Origin of the sequence: Gaetbulibacter aquiaggeris (genome assembly GCF_044003965.1) — a bacterium.
GTDB classification, from domain to species: Bacteria; Bacteroidota; Bacteroidia; order Flavobacteriales; family Flavobacteriaceae; genus Yeosuana; species Yeosuana aquiaggeris.
Map to the genome: position 1 here is coordinate 71,474 of NZ_JBAWKC010000006.1, position 23,214 is coordinate 94,687.

The window sequence follows — 23,214 nt, forward strand, 5'->3', positions numbered from 1 at the left end:
TTATATGTGAATTCTACCCGATTTCTCTCTTAAAGACATTGGCACTTGACTTCTAACCACCGATAAAATCTCTGAAATAATAGATATAGCTATTTCCTGCGGAGTCTCAGCTCCAATGTTTAATCCAGCAGGTCCGTGAATATTTTCAATAAAATATTCCTCTGTATCCGGGCAATATTCTAAAAATTGAGATAATAATTTTTCCCTGCGTTTTGATGGCCCTAACATACCTAAATATGCAGGTTTGGTTTTTCTTAATTCCAATAAATATTTTAAGTCATTTGAGAAATTATGCGACATCAAAACAATCGCAGTTTGATCATCAATTGACTGAAGCTCCAAGTCATCAGGAGACACAGAATAAAACCCAGTGGCACCAGGAAAATCATTAATTGTTTTAGATTCTAAAGGTCCAGAAATGACGGTCACTTCCCAACCGTTATAATGTGCCAATTTACATAATTGAACGGCATCATGTTCTGCTCCAAAAATCATTAACTTAAAACTCGGTTTTAAGGATTCTTTAAAAATCGATACACTCTGATTCTCTTCTAACTTTTTTGATATGGGATAAACCTCTTTGTCAAAATAAACCATAGAACCTATATCATTAGATTCTCCTGTCTCTTTTGTAAAATAAGACTTAATAAGAAATGATTTTCTATTCTTTAACACTTCTTGAAAATGAGCTAAAAATATTGAATCTGGAAGAAAGGGTTCTATTAATATATAAAGTACGCCTTCACAACCTAATCGATATCTACCATCGTAAGTCATCATTTTAGGCGTTCCTGATTTAAAAACTGTATCGGATTGCCGAAGAATATCTTTTTCAACACAACCTCCGCTTACGGCACCAATCATTTTCCGATTCTCCAGAATTAACATGCGCACGCCCGGTTTTCTATAAGAAGAACCTTCCAAATGAACCACCGTGGCTAAAACAGCTTTGAGTCCTTGTTTTTTAGCTAACAGATAATTTTCAACAATCCTTTTGAATTCGTGTGTCATGTAATGAAGCTTTTTACTAAAAATTAGCCCACTAACTTTTTAACTTTAATATGATTTACAAAAGGTAGCTCAGTTAATCGCTGTCCCGTAGCTTTATAAAGAGCATTTGCAAGTGCCCCAACTACAGGTGGTAAACCAGGCTCACCTAAACCAGTTGGTGCAATCTCATTTTTAACAAAGAAAACCTCAATTTCTTCTGGCGCCTGTGAATGACGCATCAATTGATATCTATCAAAATTTGTTTCATTAGGAGCCCCATTTTCAAATGTTAACTGACTGTACATCGCGTGACCTATTCCATCTATCACACCTCCTTGAACCATGTTTATAGCGGCATCAGTATTTACTACAATACCACAGTCAACAGCACACCAAACTTTTTTGACTTTTGGCTGCCCATTTTCTATGGATAAATCAACAACTTCTGCCACATAAGAAGAATGACAAAAGTAAGCGGAAACACCCCTATAAATACCTGGTTTTGATTCTCCCCAATTAGATTTTTCTTTAACCAGTTTCAAAACTCCCGCATAGCGTTCAGCTTCATATTCATGTTTTTCACCTACTGGATTATTAATGGCACGATCAAACAATTCTAAACGAAAATCAATAGGATCTTTTCCTGCTAATTCAGCTACTTCATCAAGAAATGATTGCTCAGCACCTGCCGTAAAATGAGATCTGGGTGCGCGCCATGCTCCGGTCGTTATATTTGTTTTTCCACTAACTCTTTCCGCAGAATAATGATCAACGGCTCCGGCCGGAAAACGATCTGGAAATATTGGACTTTCAGGTAAACCTGCGCCCTTAACTGTAAAAGCAATTAAATTATTGTTTTCATCAAGACCTGCTTTGTATTTAGCCTGATAGGCTGGCCTGTAAGTCCCTTGACTCATGTCATCTTCTCTGGTATAAACAAGTTTTACCGGTTTACCTATTTTTTTTGAAATAGCGGCTGCTTCAACACCGAAATGCACATAGAGTCTTCTACCAAAACCGCCACCCATTCGTGTCATATTAACGGTAATATTCTCTATTGGCATGTTCAGTAATTTAGAAACCGATTTTTCAAGTGCTTCAGGTGTTTGAGTTGGACCTATCAGCTCTGCTGAATTTTCAGTAACATGGGCGAAGAAATTCATCGGCTCCATGGTGTTATGTGGAAGAAACGGTGACGTATACGTTTTTTCAATCACCTTGACTGCCTTTTTAAATGCATCCTCGGGATCGCCATCTACTCTACTTTCTTGAACCTCTCCAGTTTCCATTGCTTCCTCAAGCTTCTGCACGTGCATGCGAGAATTTTCCAATTCACTTACCATTTCCCAATTGGCTTTAAGCGCCTTTTTTGCCTTCATCAATTGCCAGGTAGAATCTCCCACAATAGCAATAAGTTGCAGAAAACCTTTTTCATCAGACCAGTCTGGACTTTCAACAGTCGTATCAATCATAAAACAATCTGTTACACCAGTCATGCTTTTTATCTCTTCTTCATTAAAGCCTTTAAGTTTCATGCCAAAAGCCGGCGGATGCTGAATCATAGCCAATTGCATGCCTTCTCGGTTAAAATCTAATCCAAATAAAGGTTTACCTGTTACAATTTTCTTGCCGTCTACATTTTTTTTACTAGTACCTATTAGTTTAAAGTCTTTCAAATCTTTAAGTTCAACTTCTTCAGGAATTTCAATTCCAACAGCCTTAGAAGCTATCTCACCATAAGTAATCGTTCTTGTACCATTTTTTTCTTTTATAATTCCTTGTGATGTGCTTAAATCTGAAACTGGAACGCTCCATTCTTTTGCGGTGGCCTCCAATAACATTCTTCTTCCTGTTGCGCCTGCCATTCTTAGGGCATCCCAACTCAATCGAATAGAAAGGCTACCTCCAGCAAATTGATTTTGATAAAATCCTGTATTTAGAGGGGCTTGTTCAACTACCACATGTTCCCAATTGACATCTAGCTCTTCAGCTACAATCATGGGCATGGAAGTCTTTACATTTTGGCCAATTTCAGGATTTGGTGAATAGATAGTAATCATGCCTGTATCACCAATTTTAATATAGCCATTAATGTCGAACCACTCATTTGGGATCTCAACAGTTTCTGTTTTCGAATCTGAAATACAACCTGTTAACCAACTAAAACCTATAAGCATTCCGCCTCCAGCGGCTGCTGAAATTTTTATAAAGGAGCGACGATTGAATTGTGTTTTTATTTTTGTCATAATTTCAGATTTTAAAGCTTAGAAGCCGTTTTAATAGCTTCTTTAATTCTTACATACGTACCACATCTACAAATATTCCCGTTCATGGCTGCATCTATTTCCCTATCTGAAGGATTGGGATTGTTCTTCAATAACGCTGCAGCAGTCATAATCTGTCCACTTTGGCAATATCCACATTGAGGCACATCATGTTCCAGCCAAGCTTTTTGTACAGGATGATCACCTTCGGCAGAAAGACCTTCAATGGTTGTAATGTTCATCCCTACTACTTGTGATACTTGAAGCATGCAACTGCGCACGGCATTACCTTCTACATGAACCGTACATGAACCGCATTGGCCAATACCGCATCCGTATTTTGTCCCAACAAGATTTATATGATCTCGCAGAACCCAAAGTAATGGTGTATCAGAATCAACTTCAACTGTATGTGTCTGATTATTAATTGTTAAATTGTAAGTTGGCATGATAAAAAAAATTAATTAGAAAATAAATGATAGAGAAAAAAGCGCTTACTTTTTTTTAAATATAAGAAAAATTTTAATACGCCTTTTTTATAAATAATTAAAAAATATTTAAAACAAATTCAAGCGCTCTTCTTTCATTATAATAAATGTTCTTCTTATCAACAAAGCCAGCATGTCCCCCATGCTTTGGCATTTCTAAAAACAGATTTGAATTTTGCTTTGCTTCCTTTACCGGATAGCAATCTGAAGACAGAAAAGAATCATTTAAAGCATTGATTATAAGTGCTGGTATTTTAATATTTGGCAAAAATTGCAGACAACTGCATTGTTTATAGTAATCTGCTCCATCTTTAAAACCATGTGCTTTTGCAGTATAAACATTATCAAAATCATAAAGGGTCTTTATAGAATTTAAATCCTTTAAACTCAACATATCTGAGAAACGTTGTTGCTTTATTTTTAACCTGTTCACTAAATGCTTTTTAAACCGGTCATGATACAATTTATTCTCAAAGGTATGTAATTGTTTGGCTGAACCTCCTAAAGAACAAGGGACAGAAATGGCTATAACTGCTTTTAGTTGCTTAGGAACCTCGGCACGTTCACCTAAATATTTCAACACCATATTCCCCCCCAGACTAATACCTTTAATGTAAATTTCTTTATACTCCTTATTATTAATCAGGTGCTCAATGACGGCTTCCAAATCTTCAGTCGCACCAGAATGATAGGACCTGAATTTTAAATTATCATGACCACTACAACCCCTAAAATTAACGCATACCACATCAAAGTTGTTGTTGTTGAATAGTTTTGCTGTACCCGTCATATAGGGTCTTTGGGCATCACCTTCCAACCCATGTAACATGATTAGAAGCTTTTCTGTTTTCTCTTGGGAAAAACTCCAGTCTAAATCAAGAAAATCACCATCTGGTAAGGTGATGCGTTCACGGGTTTGCAATACGCCTTTAACCGTTCTTATTAATCCAGAAAACGCAGTAGAAATATGACCATTTCTAAAAAAATAAGGTGTTTTATAATGACTATCTAAAACTGGCATATAACTAAACTTCTAATGAGGTAAACTTAAAGGTAGAGCCATTAAATAAACCTTTATCACTTAACTTTAAAGAAGGAATCACTAAAAGGGCCATAAAAGATAAGGTCATATAAGGTGCATTTAACGAACTGCCCAGTTGCTTTGCCATTTTATCTAATTGGGCATATTTTACACCAACGGTCTCGCCATCATCGTCACTCATAATTCCTGCCACTGATAAAGGAATTATTTTTTTCTCAGTATTGGATACCGCACAAATACCGCCTTTATTTTCAATGATTAAATTGACGGCCTCACAGATAGCTTCATCTGAAACACCTACTGCTATAATATTATGAGAATCGTGGCCTACTGAGGATGCAATTGCCCCTTCCTTTAGTCCAAAATTCTTTATAAAGGCAATGGCTGGTTTTTGATTCTGATACCGATTAACCACCGTCATTTTTAAAATGTCCTGTTTAATATTTGAAACCAAGTTGTTATTTTCAATCAAACTATCGGCCAGAATTTCATTAGTTACTAACTGTCCTTCCAGAGCTTCAATCACCCTTATTTGCTTTGCATTAGATTCAAATCTAAAATCTGAAACTTGTTTTTTATCCGTTTTAAAATTATTGAGAGCCTTAAATGACACAGGCTTTATATGTGAAATGCCTTGATCAAAAACCAAGGCTCCATTTATATACGTCTGAAGTGTTTTAAAATCAATTAAATCTTCAACGATAATAAAATCCGCAAAATCACCTTCATTAAGTAAACCTACATCCAAATTATAATGCTTCACCGGATTGATACAGGCCACCTGTAAAACTTTAAAAATATCGATGTTTTTCGCAACCGCTCTTGCACATAATGCATTAATATGATTTAACAATAAATCATCGGGATGCTTATCATCACTGCAAAACATCATATTTTCAAAATATGTTGGCAATAAATCAATGAGCGCTTCAAAGTTTTTAGCGGCACTACCTTCTCTTATCAAAACCTTCATGCCTTTTTGAAGTTTTTCCAAACCTTCTTCAAAAGTGAAACATTCATGATCAGTTGATATGCCAGCATGGATATATTTAGTAAGATCATCGCCTCTTAATCCTGGCGCATGACCATCCACAGGTTTGTTATAATTTTTAGCCCAGGCTATTTTTTTCATGACCTCATCATCATCAAACAAAACACCTGGATAATTCATCATTTCGGTTAAGTATTTAATATCCGCATTTTGAAGCAACTTTTTAACAGCTTCTGAATCTATGATGGCTCCTGCTGATTCAAAACTAGTTGCAGGTACGCATGACGGTGCACCAAAATTGAATTTAAAAGGTACTTTTTTACCATTTTCAATCATGAATTCCACCCCTTCAACCCCGAGCACATTTGCAATTTCATGCGGATCTGACACGGTTGCTACGGTTCCATGTTTAACAGCCAAACGTGCAAATTCACTGGGCACCAACATGGAACTTTCTATATGAATATGAGCATCCACAAAACCAGGAAGTATATAATGGCTCACATTATGGTTTTTCTCTACTATTTCAGCAATCCTTCCATCTAAAATTGTGATTTCACCCTTATAAATACGCTTATTAATTATATCAACTATTTGCCCTTGCAGCTTCATTTATTTTATTTCAAATTTTAAAATCTGTTTTGTGTTTTCTGTCACTTTAAACCTATCATCAGCACGTTTTCCAATTACCCAAATAATGGAGTCTTCTGAACATAGCAACCATGTATTTTCTTTATCAATTAAAGACAACTTTTCATCTTTAAAGTATTTACTCAATTTCTTTTTACCCTTCATTCCTAACGGGAAAAAATAATCTCCTTCTTGCCATTTTCTAACCGAAAGCGGAAATTTTATTTGACTTTCATCAACATAAATAATATTTGAATGTGTGTTTTCTATTTTAGAAACCTCTTCAAAACACAAAGCACCTATCGGCAGCGACATTTTTGCATCCTTTTTTGATATTAAAAAGAACAGGTTATCGTCTTCTGAAATTAATTCGCTTAAAATTATAATATCTCTATCCTTTACTAATCTGTAAGAAGATGAAAATACTTGCTTGCCTGATTGCGCATCTAGTAAATTGAGTACATCATGCCATTCCGAAAACCCATAATCTTTTAAAAATTCATGGAGATAGGCTCTAGGGTTGTTGAGTTTTTTAAATTCCGCAATTTTAAATCGAATTTCTGAATTATCAATGGATATAATGGCTCTTTTTAAAACCGCATTAAGGCTTTCTTCCACAATATCTGCGGTATCATTCAAATTATCTAGCGTGGTTTGAAAATTTTGAAGCAAATTTTTATTGATGTCTTTTAAAACGGGAATGACATCATGACGTAATTTATTTCGCAAGTATTTGGTTGACGCATTACTGCTATCGTCCCGCCATTTTAATTCATTGGCTATAGCATATGCTTCCATAGTTTGTCTTGAAAACGTCAATAAAGGTCGTACTATATTATCATTAATTTCTGGAATTCCTGTTAGTCCGTCAAGACCTGTCCCCCGTGTTAAATTGATTAAAAAGGTTTCTAAATTATCATCCGCATGATGCGCTGTTACTATATATTCAAAATGAAGTTGCTCTGAAAGTTCCTGGAACCAATTGTAACGCAATTCACGCGCTGCCATTTGGATTGATTGTTTATGTTCATAAGCATAAACCGTTGTGTCAAAACTTTCAACAAAAACTTCCAAATCTAATGTCTCAGCAAGTTGCAAAACAAACTCTTCATCTGCGTCACTTTCACTGCCCCTTAAATTAAAATTGCAATGTGCTAAAGCAAAATTCAAATTTAACTGATGGCATAAATTTGCAAGTACCACACTATCCATTCCACCAGAAATAGCCACTAGAACTCTACTGGTCTCTAAAAAAGAAAACTTGTTTTGTATGTGATTTTGAAATAGCTCAAGCATATTTCAAATATACAACTTTGATTAAAGAAATAAACACCAAGTTCTTTTTATAAAATGATTTTAATCATGTATTATCTTTTAAAAAAGAAGTACCTTAAAAAGGTGAATTTTAAATACAATTACCATGTGTTCAATAGAGAATATTAACGATAAAGCCACAAAACTAGCATTTGATAAACGAGTAATTTCTGCAACACAACAGATACATCCCTACGTAAAGCACAGACTTTATATAGCGGAATCCATGGGTATTATTCCTAGAAATATGTATTCTTCAAATGGTGTTATCGATGAAAGTATTGCCCAATTTTATGAAAATGGATTTAATATTGACAGTGACGTCTCTACAATAAGAATTAAACTCTTTAAAATTGTTAGTTCTTACTTGGATTCCATTTTTAAAAAAGAAGCATTTCATAAAAATACTATAAGTACAAGGGATATTTTAGAAGAAGAACTTGATGATCTAGAAGAACATTACACAATAGATGCCGACTTGGATTTTATTATGAATGAAGAATTAAATGACATTTCTTATAAACAAGACCACAAGCATAAGCACTTGTTTTTATATGATGATCATGAAAATTCAGTATTAAACGCCTTTGAATTGGACGAAATAAATTCCAACAAGTCTAGTCAGCTTTTAGGTAGCTTGTACAGTTGGTTACCTTTAAATGTGTCTAACATTATAGACTTACTTATTTTTGGAAAATTAAGTTTTGAAGAGATTTCAAAAGTTAAAAATATTGAATTAAAACGCGTAGAACATATTTATGAAGAAGTAAAAAATAAGTTTAAAGATCATTTAGACTAATTTTCCAAAACCTCGCGCATAGCTTTGGCTTTAACCAAGCATTCTTCGTATTCTTTAAGCGGATCACTTTTGGCAGTAATGGCACCGCCAACAGAATAAGAGACGTATCTATTAGTTTCATTATATAAAATACTGCGGATTACGACATTGAAATCAAAATCACCTTCTGGAGTAAAATAGCCAACGGCTCCTGAATATAAACCCCGTTTTGTTTCTTCAAGTTCTTCAATGATTTTCATTGCAGAAATTTTTGGCGCTCCCGTCATACTCCCCATAGGAAAGGTACTTTTAACCACGTCAACCGGATGCACATTTTTATCTACTTGAGAGGTGACTGTAGATATCATTTGATGCACTTGATTAAAGGTGTAAACCTTACATAATTCTTCAACACGCACACTCCCTTTAATGGCTGTTTTAGATAAATCATTACGCATCAAATCCAAAATCATTATATTCTCACTTCTTTCCTTTTCATCATTAAATAAGGCCGATTTTAGAGATTCATCTTCTTCTAAATCTAAAGATCGTCTTGATGTTCCTTTGATAGGTTGAGCTATAATATTTAAATCGTACTTCTTCAGATAGCGCTCGGGTGAGGCTGACAATAAAAATAAATCGTTCAATTTCAAAAAACAGGCAAAAGGCGGTCGGGAAATGGCATTCAGTTTAAAATATGTTTCTAAAGGGTTGATAACGGTATTTACTGCATAAAATTCCTGACAAAAATTTGTCTCATAAATATCACCTCTATGGATATGTTCCAAAATGTTATTCACTTTTTTAAAATAATCATCCTTGTGAATTCGCAATTTAATTTTAATAGCTTCTTCAGATTGGGCAAGAGGTTTTAAAGTGAGTTGTTCTATCGTTTCAATATCATTTTTAATATCCTCTTTATAAGCCTTTAAATATAACAGTGCAACTTCATTGCCTCTGAATAAAAATATTTTTTTTGGTTGAAAAAAATAGAGTTCAGGAAACTGTAAGCCATCAAAATTATTGGATTCTAAACTTTCAACATCATTTTTTAAATCATATGATAAATAGCCAAAAATCCAATCCTTACAATTGGATTGGTAATGCTTAAGCGTATTAAAAGCTTTATGATAATCCGTTTGAATACTATTGACTCCATCAACAGCAAGAACAGCATCAAAACTGGAATAATTTTGTTGGTAATTATTTGAATCTAAAAAGATTACTTCATTAAATTGTTGACTCCAAAGCAGCAATTTTTGTTTGAATAGTTCTGGATCATCGACGGTATGGAGATACTTTGTTCTCAATCATAGAAATTATAGGGTAAAGTTAGTTAGATTCCTTAAAAAATTACAAATTTTGTACATTACTTTGAATATTAAAATCTATGTATACATTAGAAAACAACAAGCTTAAAATTGGAATTAAAAAAATTGGTGCTGAATTATCTCAGATATCCTCAGTTAAAAATATAAATGAATTTATGTGGGATGCCAACCCGGCTATTTGGGCCAATCATGCCCCGAATTTATTTCCAATCATTGGCGCTTTAAAAGAGAATTCTTATTGTTTTAAAAATAAAAAGTATGTAATGAGAAAGCACGGCTTCATTCGAAATAATAAAGACATTGCTTTACATGAAAAAACCAATGATAGTCTCACATTTAAATTAAGTCACAATGAAACTACACTAAAATCATATCCTTTTAAATTTAAATTTTTCATCACCTATAAATTAACCGACAACAAAATTGAAGTCATTCACACCATTAAAAATTACGATCAACAACCCCTGTATTTTTCATTAGGCGGCCATCCTGCTTTTAAATGTCCGGTTTACGAAAATGAAAACTATGAAGATTATGTTTTAGAATTTGAACATGAAGAAAATTCAGTTAGACATCTTATTAATATGGCAACAGGTCTCATTTCTTACAAAACCAAACCGGTTTTCAATAACTCCAATAAAATACAATTAACGCATGATTTATTTAATGAAGACGCACTTATTTTTAAGGATTTAAAATCAAGAAAAGTAATTTTAAAAAGTGACACTTACGGAGCCATTCTTTCTGTAAGTTATAAGGATTTTCCTTATTTAGGTATTTGGGCTAAGCCTAATGGAAATTACGTCTGTATTGAACCGTGGCTGGGAATTGCTGATCATGAAGACACGAATCAGGAATTAAAAACAAAAGAAGGCATCTTATCATTAGAAGCAAACAAATCCTTCACGGCGAGCTATACTATTGAAATTCACAACAATCATCTGGTTTAAATACGAATAATAGCCTTAACTTTGCCAGCTAAATAAATGCTGTGACTTTTCAAGATTTAAATTTAAATACCCCATTATATAATGCCCTAGATGATTTAGGCTTTACTGTACCTACTCCTATTCAGGCTGAGGCTTTTAATGTTGTAAGCTCGGGTAAAGATATGGTTGGCATCGCTCAAACAGGTACAGGTAAAACTTTTGCCTACATGCTGCCAATCTTAAAAAATCTAAAGTTTTCAACACAAGAAACCCCGCGAATTCTAATTTTAGTGCCTACTCGTGAATTAGTGGTGCAAGTTGTTGAAGAAATTGAAAAGCTTGCAAAATATATTAATGTGCGGGTATTAGGCGTTTATGGCGGTACCAATATTAATACACAAAAACAAGCCATTGCTGATGGATTGGATATTATGGTAGCAACTCCAGGCCGTTTTTATGATTTAGCTTTAAGCCGTGTTTTACAGCTTAAAAACATTCAACGTTTAGTGATTGATGAAGTAGACGTCATGCTGGATCTAGGTTTCAGACACCAATTGATTAATATTTTTGACATTTTACCTGAGCGTAGACAAAACATCATGTTTTCCGCAACCATGACCCATGATGTAGATGAGATGATTTCAGAATTTTTCAAGAGTCCTGAACGCGTCTCTATTGCTGTTTCCGGGACCCCTTTAGAAAATATTTTACAAAGTCGTTATAATGTTCCTAATTTTTACACTAAAGTTAATTTACTGAGTCATTTATTAAAAGACACCGATACTTTTAATAAAGTATTGATTTTTATAGGCTATAAAAAACTGGCTGATTTACTTTTTGAAAACTTAGAAAAGCATTTTCATGATGAATGTTGTGTGATTCACTCTAATAAAACACAGAATTACCGACTTAGAAGTATTGAGCAATTCAGAAATGGGGATAATCGTGTTTTAGTGGCAACCGATGTCATGGCCCGTGGTTTAGATATTGATAATATTAGTCACGTTATTAATTTTGACACACCCGATTATCCTGAAAACTACATGCACAGAATTGGTAGAACTGGCCGGGCGGAACGCGAAGGATCTTCTATTTTGTTTTCAACAGATAAAGAGTTAGAATCTTTAGAAAAGATTGAAAACTTAATGAATATGACCATTCCAGTCATTCCATTTCCTGAAGATGTTAATATCTCAGATGAATTAATAGAAGAAGAACGCCTAGTTATAAAAGAACGCAATAATCCCATAAAAAAGGATGAAACAATTGGTCCAGCCTATCATGAAAAGAAAGACAAAAACAAAAAAGAAAATTTAGGAGGTTCTTATAAGTTTAAAATTGCCGAAAAATACAAGAAACCAAAAACACGTGGTGATAAAAATTATAATAAACGCAATAAAAAGAAGTAGTTCCTTATTTGTAATTCCTTTAAAAATTTGTTTTTATCAACAAAGTAAAATCAATTAACATTTTAATTGATTTTTTCATAAAAATAGTCCCTAAAATTTACAAATTATAACCCCGTTTTCATGGGTTATAAATGAATGAAAGTCTTAAATTTGCACTTTCATATGTATTTATTTTATTATGAATGATTCTTCAAAATTAATAAAAACAGCTAATTTATTATTAGATATTTCATCTCTTTTAATGGTTTCAGGTGCCAATACCAATAGAGCCAATTTAAGTATTGATAGATTTGCATCTGTTATGAATTGTAAAGCTTACAGTCTTATCAGTCATAAAACTATTATCATGACTTTAACCGACGAAGAAACCGATCAAAGTTGCACCAGAGTTCAAAATATCCCACCATATATTATTAATTTCATGATCATTTCAGCTATTAGTAAAGCCAGTTGGAATGCTATCAGTGAAAATTGGACCTTGGAGCAAATTGAAGTTGAAATTGAGCGGATAAAATCATTAAATCGGTATCCGCGCCTTCTGGTTCTTTTTGCAGTAAGTTTAGCAGGAGCAGGATTTTGCAATATTTTTAATGGAGATTATTTGAACATGATGGTTGCCTTTGTTAGTACTTTTATGGGGCTATTTATTTTCCAGCAAACACATAAATTAAAATACAATTTATATTTGAGACTATTTTTGGGCTCCTTTATTGCCTCGGTTACGGCATTCGTAGGTATCTATTTTAATATTGGGGCAAATCCTCAAACCGCATTGGCAACCTCAATTTTATTTTTAGTTCCTGGAGTTGCTTTAATAAACTCATTTACAGATTTACTTGATAATAATATTTTAAATGGGATGGTAAGATTTACAACCGGCTTGATGACGGTTTTGGCCATGGCCATTGGATTATTTGTTGCTATGTACCTGTTTCAATTAAATTAATATGTTAGAAATTATTTTAAAATTATTGGAAGTTTCCTTGTGGTCCGGAATCGCAGCCGTTGGATTTGGTATTTTATTCAACGTACCTAAAAGTGCCGTTATTACTATTTTTGTCTTGGGTTTTGGGGCCGGCTTTATAAAATTTTTACTTATGTATTTGAATGTTCATGTGGTACTTGGCAGCTTTTTAGCAGCATTTTTTGTTGGTATCATTAGCCTTCCAATGGCGCATAAAATTCATCAGCCACCCGTAGTGTTTTCTATTCCACCTGTTATACCCATGATACCAGGCTATTTCGCTTATGAGACGATTCTTTCAATAATGAATTTTATTTTTACAGAAGGTGATGCCAGTAAAAGAATTTCGTTAATTGATGCCATTTTTACCAATGGCTTTACCATGTTTTTTGTGTTAATTTCTCTTACAGTTGGTGTATCTTTACCCATGCTGCTGCTTAAAAAAAGTACTGTTAAAAAATTAGACTCATAAACCTATTTTAAAAAACTAAATCTACCCCTATATCTTTTTAAGATGAAACAATTAATAACATTAATTCTTGCACTAACATTTCTAACTTCCTTTCAATTATATGCTAGTGATGATTGGAGCGCCACTGGGCACCGTGTTGTTGGAAAAATTGCCAATCAGTATTTAACATCAAAAACGAAAAGAAAAATTAAAAAATTACTTAACAATCATTCATTAGATTTTGTTTCAACTTTTGCTGACGATATAAAATCTGATAAGCGTTTTAATGAATTTTATACTTGGCATTATATTAATATGCCTTTAGATCAAAATTATGAGGATTCTAAAAAAAGTAGCAGTGGCGATTTAGTTTCGGGCATTAATTATTGCATCAAAGTAATTAAGGATGATCATTCAAGTCATGAGGACAAAGCCTTTTATCTTAAACTATTGATTCACTTTATTGGTGATTTACATCAGCCAATGCATGTGGGGCTTGTTGAAGATAAAGGGGGCAATGATTTTAAACTACAATGGTTTTATAAAGATTCTAATTTACATTCGGTCTGGGATAGAGAAATGATAGATAGTTATGGGATGAGTTATTCTGAAATGGCTGATAATGCAGATGTTATAAGCAATTCTCGAGTAAAAGATATTCAGGAAGGCACCCTTGTTGATTGGGTAAATGACACTCATAAATTAACAAGACAGGTATACGCTAACGTAAAGCCTAATGACAATCTACGATACAGCTATTCTTATGATAATTTTGAAACGGTGAGGTCACAACTTCAAAAAGGAGGCATAAGGCTCGCTAAAGTGTTGAATGATTTATTCTAATAAAAAAGGTTGACGAAATGTCAACCTTTTTTTATAGTCATATCAAATTAAATATGTAAAGCTCTATCTTCTGTTGCTGCCAAAGCCGCTTCTTTAATAGCTTCTGTAAAAGTAGGATGTGCATGAGACATTCTTGAAATATCTTCAGCACTTGCTCTAAATTCCATAGCTACCACAGCCTCAGCTATCATATCGGCAGCACGCGCACCAATCATATGAACGCCTAATACCTCATCCGTTTTTTTGTCTGCAAGAATTTTAACAAAACCATCAATATCCATACTTGCCCTACTTCGTCCTAAAGCGCGCATTGGAAACTGACCCACTTTATAATCAACACCAGCCTCTTTTAATTGTTCTTCTGTTTTACCAACACTAGCCACTTCTGGCCAAGTATACACAACACCCGGAATTAAATTATAGTCAATATGTGGTTTCTGACCTGCAATCGTTTCAGCTACAAAAACACCTTCTTCTTCGGCTTTATGAGCCAACATTGCCCCTTTAACTACGTCCCCAATCGCATAAATATTACCAGCTGTTGTTTGTAAATGATTATTTACTTCAATTTGACCTCTATCTGTTATCTTTACTCCTGCTGCTTCAGCATTTAAACCATCCGTATACGGTCTTCTACCAACCGAAACCAAACAATAATCTCCTTTAAAAGTAACTTCCTCTCCCTTTTTATTGTCTGCTTTTACAATCACTTCATTTCCTTTTCTCTCTACAGATTTTACTTTGTGGGACACTTCAATTGAAAATTTAGCCTTTTTGAAAACTTTGTTTAATTCTTTAGATAAACCAGAATCCATGGTTGGAATGATTCTGTCCATGTATTCTATAACTGTCACTTCTGAGCCAAGACGTCTGTATACCTGACCCAATTCTAAACCAATAACTCCACCCCCAATAACCATTAAATGCTTTGGGATTTCAGTTAATTTTAAAGCCTCAGTTGAAGTAATGACGCGTTCTTTATCAATAGATATAAATGGCAAACTTGAAGGCTTACTTCCCGTAGCAATAATGGTGTTTTTAGCTTCAATTTCAATTGTTTCTTTACCTGAAATTAAAATATGAGTCGCGTCTTTAAAACTACCCAAACCTTGATATACATCAATTTTATTCTTTTTCATTAAGAAATCAATGCCGCCAGTAGTTTGATCAACCACCGCTTGTTTGCGGCCGATCATCTGTTTTAAATTCACCTTGATTTCTCCAGGAATATCAATCCCATGTTCTTCAAAATGCTTGATGGCATCTTCATAATGATGTGATGAATCTAAAAGTGCTTTACTTGGGATGCAGCCCACATTTAAACAAGTGCCACCAAGCGTGGCGTACTTTTCAATAATGGCTGTTTTCATTCCCAACTGAGCGCAACGAATGGCAGCTACATATCCTCCAGGTCCTGAACCAATTACGGCTACGTCATATGAATTCATAAGATAATTTTAATATTTGTTATTAAAAAATTGAACACAAAAGTACAAATGTTTTAGGTTACAACAATAGAAAACAACTTTTTATAGAATTCAGAATTAGCTTAATAAAGTCAATAAAAACTCATCCATTAGAAAAGGTTCACAACCTAAAATTATGTAGTTTTGTCTTTATGCAAAAGAACATCAACATACAAAACAAAAAAGCACGCTTTCTCTATGAAATATTAGATAAGTATACTGCTGGTATTGTATTGACTGGCACAGAAATTAAATCTATTAGAAATAGTAAAGCCTCTATAGCCGAAAGTTTTTGTGAGTTTAATGAACAAGGGGAACTTTTTGTAATCAACATGACCATTGAAGAATATTTATACGGCACATATTATAATCATAAACCAAAAGCAGAAAGAAAACTACTATTAAATAAAAAAGAACTTAAAAAGTTACTTAAGGAAGTTCAGAATACAGGCCTTACCATTATTCCATTAAAGCTGTTTATTAATGACAAAGGATATGCAAAACTTGATATCGCTTTGGCCAAAGGAAAAAAATTATATGACAAACGTGAAACTATTAAAGATCGTGATAATAAGCGAGATCTTGATCGCGTTAAAAAGACATATAAATAATAATTTATAACCTCCCTTATTTGTATTATGAAGAAAATAGTTTCCATAATGATTATCGTTTTTATATCATTAAACCTTAACGCCCAAGAAAAGACCATTGACAAAGATTCTATTAAAAAAAGCAGTATAGACAGCTCAAAAGTTAAAACACTGGATAGCACCATTAAAACTTTATATGCCGTTATTTCAGCTGAAAAAGAAGTTGAAAGAAACTGGGATCTATTTAAATTTTTATTTAAACCAGGTGCCAAATTGATTCCTTCTGGAAAAGATAATGATGGCGTTTATAAAGTGCGCTATATGAGTCCTGAAGAATATATTAAAAGTTCAGGGGACTGGTTATTTGAAAATGGTTTTTTTGAAAAGGAAATTAGCCGAACAGTCAATACTTATGGAAATATAACGCAAGTCTTTAGTAGTTATGAATCTTTTAAAAGTGAATCTGATGACCAACCCTTTATGCGTGGCATTAATAGCATTCAACTATTATATGACGGTGAACGCTGGTGGATTATCAATATCTTCTGGACTCAGGAAACCAGCGACAATCCTATTCCAAAAAAGTACTTAGGTAAAAACTAAATGATTTGCTTTAATAAATAATCCTGTTTAGTTTTTATCCTCAAGCAAAGGTACAAAACGAAATTCGCCAAATTCGTGTTGTTCAAATTCCTTGGCATCATTTCTAATAAATAAAGTCATAATTTGAATATTGTCGCCTACAGGAATGACCAACCTGCCTCCTATTTTCAATTGATTCAATAATGGTTTAGGCACAAAAGGCGCACCCGCTGTTACAATGATACTATCAAATGGTGCCTCTTCTTTTAAACCTTTATACCCATCTCCAAAAATGAGTTTTTTTGCACGATAGCCAAGCTTAGGTAAAAAAATACTCGTTTTTTTAAATAATTCTAATTGTCTTTCAATACTAAAAACTTTGGCACCCAATTCACATAAAACGGCTGTTTGGTAACCACTTCCAGTACCAATTTCAAGAATTTTATCCCCTTTTTTTACCTGTAATAATTCTGTTTGAAAAGCAACGGTATAGGGTTGAGAAATGGTTTGATCCGCAGCAATAGGAAATGCTTTATCTTGATAGGCATGATCTAAAAATCCGGAATCCATAAATAAATGCCGCGGGACATTCCCGATAGCTTTTAAAACTTGTTCATCTGTTATTCCCTTGGTTTTTATAACATTAACCAATTGTTGTCTTAATCCTTTATGTTTAAATGTATCTTTCAATTTTCGTCCTCTTTTCAAGGCTAAAATTAGTTAAACATTTTAGCTAAAAGCAATTTATTTTCGATTAATTTTTGCTACTTAAAAGAGAAAAATTTAGAGAATTATTATGAAAATCATGCTTTAAATGTCCTATTTTTGTTGAAAACATAAATAAAAATGCTAAACGCTGGTGTTCTTGGTGCTGGTCACCTTGGGAAAATTCATTTAAGACTTCTCAAACAATCTGAAAAATATAACCTTATTGGTTTTTATGATGCTGATATTGAAAACGGCAAAAAAGTAGAAGCCGAATTTGGCTATAAATTTTTCAATACCATCGAAGATTTAATAAATGCCGTAGATGTTGTAGATATTGTAACACCAACTTTATCTCATTATGAATGTGCATTGCAAGCCATTGCTAAAGGCAAACATATATTTATTGAAAAGCCCATCACCAATACGGTTGAAGAAGCTGAAGAAATCAGAGCCATTTTAGCCGAGCATCACGTAAAAGGTCAGGTTGGCCATGTAGAAAGATTTAATCCAGCTTTTTTAGCTGTAAAAAATGAAATTCATGAGCCTATGTTTATTGAGACACACCGGCTAGCTGAATTTAATCCTCGTGGTACAGATGTGCCGGTAGTATTAGATTTAATGATTCATGATATTGATATCATTTTAAGTGTCGTTAAATCAAAAGTGAAACATATTTCAGCAAGTGGTGTATCTGTTATAAGTGATACTCCAGATATTGCCAATGCACGTATAGAGTTTGAAAATGGATGTGTAGCCAATTTAACGGCTAGTAGAATTTCTTTAAAAAATATGCGCAAAACACGTTTCTTTCAAAAGGACGCTTATATTTCTGTGGATTTTCTAGAAAAGAAATGTGAAGTCGTTAAAATGAAAGATGCACCTGAACAACCCGGAGATTTTGATATGGTGCTTCAAAATGCTGAAGGCGTAAGAAAGCAAATCTATTTTGACAATCCGAATGTTTCTAATAACAATGCTATTCTCGATGAATTGGAAACTTTTGCGGATGCTATAAACAACAATACAAAACCTATTGTAACACTTCATGATGGCACCGAAGCCTTACGTGTTGCAACGCAAATAATAAATTGTTTTAAATAAAATTTTGATAATGAAAAATGTTGCCGTTATTGGTGCTGGAACCATGGGAAATGGTATTGCGCATACATTTGCACAAAGTGGATTTAGAGTTCAACTTATTGATGTTAGTGAAAATGCTTTAAAAAAAGGTATAGAAACTATCACTAAAAATTTAGATCGAATGGTAAGTAAAGAAACCATTACTGAAGCTCAAAAAAAAGAAACCTTATCGAATATCACCACGTTTAACAATATCACGGAAGGAGTTGAGTATGCCAGTTTAGTGGTAGAAGCAGCTACTGAAAATATAGATTTAAAACTAAAAATTTTTAAACAGTTAGATGAAGCTTGTCCAGAAGGAATCATTCTTGCTACTAATACCTCTTCAATTTCCATCACGCAAATAGCTTCAGTAACTTCTAGACCAGATCATGTTATTGGTATGCATTTTATGAATCCCGTGCCAATTATGAAATTGGTTGAGATAATAAGAGGTTACAATACCAGTGATGAAGTCACTAATACTATAATGGATTTATCTAAAACTCTCGGTAAAATTCCAGTAGAAGTCAATGATTATCCAGGTTTTGTAGCTAATAGAATCCTAATGCCAATGCTTAATGAATCTATTGAAACGCTTTACAATGGCGTAGCCGGTGTTCATGAAATAGATACGGTTATGAAACTGGGTATGGCCCATCCTATGGGACCATTACAGTTAGCAGATTTTATAGGATTAGATGTCTGCTTGTCTATTTTAAATGTGATGTATGAAGGCTTTAAAAATCCTAAATACGCACCTTGTCCCTTATTAGTAAATATGGTTCGTGCAGGAAAATTAGGCATCAAGTCTGGTGAAGGTTTTTATGATTATTCAGAAAGCAGAAAGGCAGAAAAAATCGCAAAACAATTTCAATAGATTTTAGTTTAATTTGTAAACAACACAAAACCTAACTGGTCAATTCTACCTTGAACAATTTAAAAAATGGCAAAAGTTTTACCGTTTAAAGCAGTACGTCCTACGCGGGATAAGGTAAGCTTAGTGGCGTCGCGCTCTTACCAGAGTTACACCCAGGCAGAACTGGAGGCCAGATTAGATTATAATCCGTTTTCCTTTTTACAGGTGGTTAACCCGGGCTATCGCTATCATAAAACCATTTCCGGTAAAGAACGCTACCATTTGGTTAAAAACAGGTATCTAGAATTTAAAGAAGATTCTGTTTTTATACAAGATAACAACCCCAGTTATTATGTCTATAAAATAGTAAACAGAGAAGGCAACACTTTCTCAGGAATTATAGCAGCTACTAGTACAGAAGATTATGAATTGGATGTTATTAAAAAACATGAAGACACTATTGAATTTCGTGAAAACATTTTTAAAGACTATTTAAAAACGGTTGGATTTAACGCTGAGCCTGTTCTACTAACCTATCCGGATAACCCCATTATTGATTCCGTTATTTTAGAAACTCAAAAAGAAAGAGCTGAATTTGAATTTACTACCACCTACAGAGACACCCATTATTTATGGATTTTAAATGATAAAAAAATAATTGATATGGTAAAAAGAACTTTTGAAGCCATAGACACTATTTATATTGCCGATGGTCACCATCGTTCGGCTTCTTCTTGTTTACTGTCAAAAGAATTAAAATCTCAGAATAAAACACATTCTGGCAAGGAAGCTTATAATTATTTTATGAGCTATCTCATTCCTGAATCTCATTTAAAAATATATGAGTTTAACAGACTCATTAAAGATTTGAATGGCTTGACCAAAGAGGCCTTTTTAATAGAGCTGGACACTATGTTTCGGATAGAAAATAGAGGCATTGAGTTATATAAACCCAATAAAAAGCATCACTTTAGCATGTATCTTGCCGGTGAATTTTATTCACTTTATTTAAGAAAAAGCAATTATACATTTAACAACTCTTTAGATGCGCTAGATACACAAATTTTATACAAAACCATTTTGGAACCTTTACTAGGCATTTCTGATTTACGTAATGATACCAGAATTGACTATTCTTATGGAAAGAATGATTTGGTCAATATAAAAAGTAAAGTTGATAGAGGTGAATTTATTGTAGGTTTTGGTTTAGTCCCCATTACTGTAAACGAAATAAAAGCCATTGCTGATGATGGCTTAACGATGCCGCCTAAAAGCACCTATATAGAACCTAAACTACGCAGTGGGGTTACTATTTATGAATTTTAAAAAAAGTTAATTTATTTTTCAATTAGGTTCTTTTACATTTGAATCAAAAAGCTTAAAATCATGTCAATAAAAGATAATCTTAAAAATATAAAATCAACTTTACCCAAACAGGTTACTTTAGTGGCAGTTTCAAAAACAAAACCCATTTCTGATGTATTGGAAGCTTATAATGCCGGCCAACGTATTTTTGGGGAAAATAAAATTCAGGAAATGGCTGCTAAATATGAAGCCTTACCAAAAGATATATCCTGGCATATGATAGGTCATGTTCAAAAAAATAAAGTAAAATATATGGCCTCCTTTGTTTCTTTAATTCATGGCGTTGAGAATTTAAAACTTTTGGAAGAAATTAATAAACAAGCTTTAAAACACGATAGAATTATTGATTGTTTACTACAAATTAAAATAGCTTCAGAAGACTCAAAATTTGGAATGACGCCTGAGGATGCTTCTTTTTTATTACAATCAAAACCCTTTTCAGAATTAAAAAACATAAGAGTTATAGGGCTTATGGGGATGGCAACATTTACTGAAGACGAAAACAAAATCAAAGAAGAATTCCAATTGTTAAAACATACTTTTGACAGCTTAAAACCATTGGAATCCTTTAACTTTAAACCCGAAATTATTTCAATGGGAATGAGTGGAGATTATCAATTAGCTATGGCTTGCGGAAGTACTATGATACGTGTTGGAAGCAGTATCTTTGGAGAGCGAAATTATTCAATTTAATTTAAGTAATAAACCATTTTTTGTACGCAATATTAGACATAGAAACCACCGGTGGGAAATATAATGAAGAAGGCATTACTGAAATTGCAATCTACAAATATGATGGCCACCAAATTGTGGATCAGTTTATAAGCTTAATCAATCCAGAGCGGGAGATTCAACCCTTTGTGGTTAATCTCACAGGCATTAATAGCGGCATGTTGCGCAATGCGCCTAAGTTTTATGAAGTTGCCAAACGCATTGTAGAGATTACAGAAGATTGCATATTGGTTGCGCACAATGCACAATTTGATTACCGCATTTTAGTAACTGAATTTAAGCGTTTAGGATTTGATTTTGTAAAAGAAACCCTTTGCACGGTTGAATTGGCAAAAAATTTAATTCCTAATCAAGCATCTTATAGTCTAGGCAAACTGGTGCGTTCACTGGGTATACCCGTAACTGACAGGCATCGCGCCTCAGGAGACGCTATTGCCACAGTGAAATTATTTAAAATGTTGCTTGATAAAGATTCTTCGAAAAAAATTATTCAGGAGTCCATTCGATTAAGCCCAAAATTACAATTAGAGCCCCGACATATAGATATTATTGAACAACTTCCAACGGCAACAGGCGTCTATTATATTCATAGATCAGATGGTGAAATCATATACATTGGAAAAAGTAATAATATCAAAAAACGCATCAATCAACATTTCACCAATTCCAATCAGAAATCAAAAAAAATTCAACTTCACGCAGCAGCAGTCACCTATGAGGCTACAGGTAGTGAATTAGTAGCTTTGCTAAAAGAAAGTGAGGAAATAAAACGTAATAAACCTATTTACAATAGGGCATTAAGGCGCACCATATTTACGCATGCACTCTATAGTTTTGTTGATGAACAAAATTATATCAATTTTAAGATTGATAAAGTTGACGGCAGGAAAAAACCAATTACCACTTTTAGCAACAGAGATAGTGCTAAAAGCTTTATTCTAAAAGCTATTGAAGACTATCAATTATGTCAAAAACTTACCGGAATATATAAAACCAAAAGTAGCTGTTTTAAATATGATATTAAAGAATGTAACGGGGCTTGTATTGGTAAAGAATCATTTGAGGATTATAATAAGCGTGCTGAAGATTTGATTAAAAAAAACAGCTACAAAAATAAAAATATGGTGATTATTGATAAAGGACGGGATATTGATGAACGCAGCGCTATCTACATTGAAAATGGTGTATTTAAAGGGATTGGTTTCTTTAATTTAAATTATCAGATTAACAATATTGACGTTTTAGAATCTTTTATAACACCAATGGAAAACAACAGAGATACACAACATATCATTCAAAGTTATATAAGGAGAAACAAACGGCTAAAAGTAATACAACTGAATAGTAAGCAATAGTTTTTAAATTTTCT

The 23,214-nt window shown here is 33.4% G+C and carries 22 protein-coding genes; 13 read left to right on the top strand and 9 right to left on the bottom strand.

The window, feature by feature from the left end; genetic code table 11:
* The 6 genes from V8G56_RS15270 to tilS form a co-directional block, all read right to left on the bottom strand.
* The gene (locus tag V8G56_RS15270) at window positions 1–1,011 is read right to left on the bottom strand and encodes an XdhC family protein (RefSeq protein ID WP_395439330.1); all 1,011 of its coding nucleotides are present in this window, start codon (window positions 1,009–1,011) and stop codon (window positions 1–3) included.
* Window positions 1,012–1,034: 23 nt separating this feature from the next.
* On the bottom strand, window positions 1,035–3,236 hold the full coding sequence (locus V8G56_RS15275) for a xanthine dehydrogenase family protein molybdopterin-binding subunit (protein ID WP_395439331.1): 2,202 nt from the start codon (window positions 3,234–3,236) through the stop codon (window positions 1,035–1,037).
* 11 nt (window positions 3,237–3,247) lie between these two features.
* Entirely contained in the window at window positions 3,248–3,703 is a 456-nt protein-coding gene (locus V8G56_RS15280) for a (2Fe-2S)-binding protein (RefSeq protein WP_395439332.1), read from the bottom strand.
* Window positions 3,704–3,800: 97 nt separating this feature from the next.
* Complete coding sequence (locus V8G56_RS15285) at window positions 3,801–4,763, bottom strand: YheT family hydrolase (protein ID WP_395439333.1); 963 nt, start codon at window positions 4,761–4,763, stop codon at window positions 3,801–3,803.
* A 4-nt stretch (window positions 4,764–4,767) separates the two neighbouring features.
* Window positions 4,768–6,387, bottom strand: coding sequence for an adenine deaminase (gene ade / locus V8G56_RS15290; RefSeq protein ID WP_395439334.1), 1,620 nt, complete (start codon window positions 6,385–6,387; stop codon window positions 4,768–4,770).
* On the bottom strand, window positions 6,388–7,701 hold the full coding sequence (gene tilS, locus V8G56_RS15295) for a tRNA lysidine(34) synthetase TilS (protein WP_395439335.1): 1,314 nt from the start codon (window positions 7,699–7,701) through the stop codon (window positions 6,388–6,390). It abuts the gene before it with no gap.
* A 124-nt stretch (window positions 7,702–7,825) separates the two neighbouring features.
* Between tilS and V8G56_RS15300 the strand changes: the two genes are divergently transcribed.
* Window positions 7,826–8,518 carry a hypothetical protein gene (locus V8G56_RS15300; RefSeq protein ID WP_395439336.1) on the top strand — a complete coding sequence of 231 codons (693 nt, stop codon included), beginning with the start codon at window positions 7,826–7,828 and terminating at the stop codon, window positions 8,516–8,518.
* Here V8G56_RS15300 and V8G56_RS15305 read toward each other — a convergent pair.
* On the bottom strand, window positions 8,515–9,807 hold the full coding sequence (locus tag V8G56_RS15305; RefSeq protein ID WP_395439337.1) for an anthranilate synthase component I family protein: 1,293 nt from the start codon (window positions 9,805–9,807) through the stop codon (window positions 8,515–8,517). The genes V8G56_RS15300 and V8G56_RS15305 overlap by 4 nt on opposite strands.
* 80 nt (window positions 9,808–9,887) lie before the next feature.
* Between V8G56_RS15305 and V8G56_RS15310 the strand changes: the two genes are divergently transcribed.
* From V8G56_RS15310 to V8G56_RS15330, 5 genes are all read left to right on the top strand, one after another.
* Window positions 9,888–10,778 (top strand): aldose 1-epimerase family protein, encoded by an 891-nt coding sequence (locus V8G56_RS15310; protein WP_395439338.1) that lies wholly within the window; start codon window positions 9,888–9,890, stop codon window positions 10,776–10,778.
* A 41-nt stretch (window positions 10,779–10,819) separates the two neighbouring features.
* Window positions 10,820–12,166, top strand: a complete 1,347-nt coding sequence (locus V8G56_RS15315) for a DEAD/DEAH box helicase (RefSeq protein ID WP_395439339.1) — start codon at window positions 10,820–10,822, stop codon at window positions 12,164–12,166.
* A gap of 178 nt (window positions 12,167–12,344) precedes the next feature.
* Complete coding sequence (locus V8G56_RS15320; RefSeq protein WP_395439340.1) at window positions 12,345–13,112, top strand: threonine/serine exporter family protein; 768 nt, start codon at window positions 12,345–12,347, stop codon at window positions 13,110–13,112.
* A gap of 1 nt (window position 13,113) precedes the next feature.
* Window positions 13,114–13,602, top strand: a complete 489-nt coding sequence (locus V8G56_RS15325; protein ID WP_395439341.1) for a threonine/serine exporter family protein — start codon at window positions 13,114–13,116, stop codon at window positions 13,600–13,602.
* Window positions 13,603–13,644: 42 nt separating this feature from the next.
* Window positions 13,645–14,424 carry a S1/P1 nuclease gene (locus V8G56_RS15330; protein WP_395439342.1) on the top strand — a complete coding sequence of 260 codons (780 nt, stop codon included), beginning with the start codon at window positions 13,645–13,647 and terminating at the stop codon, window positions 14,422–14,424.
* A 47-nt stretch (window positions 14,425–14,471) separates the two neighbouring features.
* Here the strand turns inward: V8G56_RS15330 and lpdA are convergent, their stop codons facing one another.
* A complete protein-coding gene (gene lpdA / locus V8G56_RS15335) occupies window positions 14,472–15,872 on the bottom strand; it encodes a dihydrolipoyl dehydrogenase (RefSeq protein ID WP_395439343.1) in 1,401 nt (466 codons plus the stop codon).
* A 170-nt stretch (window positions 15,873–16,042) separates the two neighbouring features.
* Between lpdA and smpB the strand changes: the two genes are divergently transcribed.
* Window positions 16,043–16,501 (top strand): SsrA-binding protein SmpB, encoded by a 459-nt coding sequence (smpB, locus tag V8G56_RS15340; protein WP_395439344.1) that lies wholly within the window; start codon window positions 16,043–16,045, stop codon window positions 16,499–16,501.
* 27 nt (window positions 16,502–16,528) lie between these two features.
* A complete protein-coding gene (locus V8G56_RS15345; RefSeq protein ID WP_395439345.1) occupies window positions 16,529–17,083 on the top strand; it encodes a hypothetical protein in 555 nt (184 codons plus the stop codon).
* Window positions 17,084–17,110: 27 nt separating this feature from the next.
* Here the strand turns inward: V8G56_RS15345 and V8G56_RS15350 are convergent, their stop codons facing one another.
* Entirely contained in the window at window positions 17,111–17,752 is a 642-nt protein-coding gene (locus V8G56_RS15350) for a protein-L-isoaspartate(D-aspartate) O-methyltransferase (RefSeq protein WP_395439346.1), read from the bottom strand.
* Window positions 17,753–17,908: 156 nt separating this feature from the next.
* On the opposite strand from V8G56_RS15350, the gene V8G56_RS15355 reads away from it, so the two are divergent.
* The 5 genes from V8G56_RS15355 to V8G56_RS15375 all read left to right on the top strand — a co-directional run bounded on the left by V8G56_RS15355 (window position 17,909) and on the right by V8G56_RS15375 (window position 23,200).
* The gene (locus tag V8G56_RS15355; RefSeq protein ID WP_395439347.1) at window positions 17,909–18,871 is read left to right on the top strand and encodes a Gfo/Idh/MocA family protein; all 963 of its coding nucleotides are present in this window, start codon (window positions 17,909–17,911) and stop codon (window positions 18,869–18,871) included.
* 10 nt (window positions 18,872–18,881) lie between these two features.
* On the top strand, window positions 18,882–19,769 hold the full coding sequence (locus tag V8G56_RS15360; protein WP_395439348.1) for a 3-hydroxyacyl-CoA dehydrogenase family protein: 888 nt from the start codon (window positions 18,882–18,884) through the stop codon (window positions 19,767–19,769).
* 66 nt (window positions 19,770–19,835) lie between these two features.
* On the top strand, window positions 19,836–21,074 hold the full coding sequence (locus V8G56_RS15365) for a DUF1015 domain-containing protein (protein WP_395439349.1): 1,239 nt from the start codon (window positions 19,836–19,838) through the stop codon (window positions 21,072–21,074).
* Between the two features lie 60 nt (window positions 21,075–21,134).
* Complete coding sequence (locus V8G56_RS15370; protein ID WP_395439350.1) at window positions 21,135–21,806, top strand: YggS family pyridoxal phosphate-dependent enzyme; 672 nt, start codon at window positions 21,135–21,137, stop codon at window positions 21,804–21,806.
* 20 nt (window positions 21,807–21,826) lie between these two features.
* Entirely contained in the window at window positions 21,827–23,200 is a 1,374-nt protein-coding gene (locus tag V8G56_RS15375; protein ID WP_395439351.1) for a 3'-5' exonuclease family protein, read from the top strand.
* Window positions 23,201–23,214: the final 14 nt, after the last annotated feature.

What these genes read in the sequence shown, in the direction of transcription:
- V8G56_RS15270 (WP_395439330.1), bottom strand. Translation starts at nt 1,011, where the DNA reads ATGACACACGAATTCAAAAGGATTGTTGAAAATTATCTGTTAGCTAAA.
- V8G56_RS15275 (WP_395439331.1), bottom strand. Translation starts at nt 3,236, where the DNA reads ATGACAAAAATAAAAACACAATTCAATCGTCGCTCCTTTATAAAAATT.
- V8G56_RS15280 (WP_395439332.1), bottom strand. Translation starts at nt 3,703, where the DNA reads ATGCCAACTTACAATTTAACAATTAATAATCAGACACATACAGTTGAA.
- V8G56_RS15285 (WP_395439333.1), bottom strand. Translation starts at nt 4,763, where the DNA reads ATGCCAGTTTTAGATAGTCATTATAAAACACCTTATTTTTTTAGAAAT.
- ade (WP_395439334.1), bottom strand. Translation starts at nt 6,387, where the DNA reads ATGAAGCTGCAAGGGCAAATAGTTGATATAATTAATAAGCGTATTTAT.
- tilS (WP_395439335.1), bottom strand. Translation starts at nt 7,701, where the DNA reads ATGCTTGAGCTATTTCAAAATCACATACAAAACAAGTTTTCTTTTTTA.
- V8G56_RS15300 (WP_395439336.1), top strand. Translation starts at nt 7,826, where the DNA reads ATGTGTTCAATAGAGAATATTAACGATAAAGCCACAAAACTAGCATTT.
- V8G56_RS15310 (WP_395439338.1), top strand. Translation starts at nt 9,888, where the DNA reads ATGTATACATTAGAAAACAACAAGCTTAAAATTGGAATTAAAAAAATT.
- V8G56_RS15320 (WP_395439340.1), top strand. Translation starts at nt 12,345, where the DNA reads ATGAATGATTCTTCAAAATTAATAAAAACAGCTAATTTATTATTAGAT.
- V8G56_RS15325 (WP_395439341.1), top strand. Translation starts at nt 13,114, where the DNA reads ATGTTAGAAATTATTTTAAAATTATTGGAAGTTTCCTTGTGGTCCGGA.
- V8G56_RS15330 (WP_395439342.1), top strand. Translation starts at nt 13,645, where the DNA reads ATGAAACAATTAATAACATTAATTCTTGCACTAACATTTCTAACTTCC.
- lpdA (WP_395439343.1), bottom strand. Translation starts at nt 15,872, where the DNA reads ATGAATTCATATGACGTAGCCGTAATTGGTTCAGGACCTGGAGGATAT.
- smpB (WP_395439344.1), top strand. Translation starts at nt 16,043, where the DNA reads ATGCAAAAGAACATCAACATACAAAACAAAAAAGCACGCTTTCTCTAT.
- V8G56_RS15345 (WP_395439345.1), top strand. Translation starts at nt 16,529, where the DNA reads ATGAAGAAAATAGTTTCCATAATGATTATCGTTTTTATATCATTAAAC.
- V8G56_RS15355 (WP_395439347.1), top strand. Translation starts at nt 17,909, where the DNA reads ATGCTAAACGCTGGTGTTCTTGGTGCTGGTCACCTTGGGAAAATTCAT.
- V8G56_RS15360 (WP_395439348.1), top strand. Translation starts at nt 18,882, where the DNA reads ATGAAAAATGTTGCCGTTATTGGTGCTGGAACCATGGGAAATGGTATT.
- V8G56_RS15365 (WP_395439349.1), top strand. Translation starts at nt 19,836, where the DNA reads ATGGCAAAAGTTTTACCGTTTAAAGCAGTACGTCCTACGCGGGATAAG.
- V8G56_RS15370 (WP_395439350.1), top strand. Translation starts at nt 21,135, where the DNA reads ATGTCAATAAAAGATAATCTTAAAAATATAAAATCAACTTTACCCAAA.